Source organism: Parabacteroides sp. MSK.9.14 (assembly GCF_019041495.1).
Taxonomy (GTDB): Bacteria; Bacteroidota; Bacteroidia; order Bacteroidales; family Tannerellaceae; genus Parabacteroides; species Parabacteroides merdae.
The window spans coordinates 1-519 of sequence record NZ_JAHPXO010000134.1 but is presented as its reverse complement, the minus strand read 5'-3'; the positions used below and the strand labels follow the sequence as shown (position 1 = coordinate 519).

Genomic DNA, 519 nt, shown 5'->3' with positions numbered 1-519 from the left:
CCCTTGTATGTGACTTCCTGCGGACGGGAGTTTTCCCTGTTGTATACTATCAGTGCCATAACTTTCTTACTTTTCCGTTAAACAATTTTTTCAATACATGAAGCTTTCCACCGCCAGCATCTGACTTCTCCATGCGAAACCGCTGTGGGTACGTACCGCGTCCACTATCCTGCATACTTTCTGCGATATGGCCGATGCCGAGATACCCATGCATTCCGCCAGCGCCTTGAACGAGAACTGCGCTTCATAGAACCTGAGCATGAACATCCGGTATTCCTCGTAGGAGAACTTCTGCCTTACGAAACGCAGTATGTCTCTTACCAGCCGCTCGCACCCGTTCAGGTCGTCCTCGGAAAGGAATTTTGCCTCCTCGCCACATCGGAGGAAGAAATCATCTTCAGGGTGTGCATACCGGTTCTCCCTTTTAATCTTTATCAGGGCCGCCTTTTTGTAGCATCCGATGAAATACGCGTCATAGTCCGTTATGTCCTTTCCGGGAACCAGCACCTGCCTTCTTAC

1 protein-coding gene is annotated in these 519 nt (G+C 49.7%); it reads right to left on the bottom strand.

The window, feature by feature from the left end; translation table 11 throughout:
* Positions 1-90: 90 nt before the first annotated feature.
* Positions 91-519 (bottom strand): sigma-70 family RNA polymerase sigma factor (locus tag KTG12_RS21485; protein WP_216945555.1); only part of this gene is annotated, 429 nt, incomplete at its 5' end.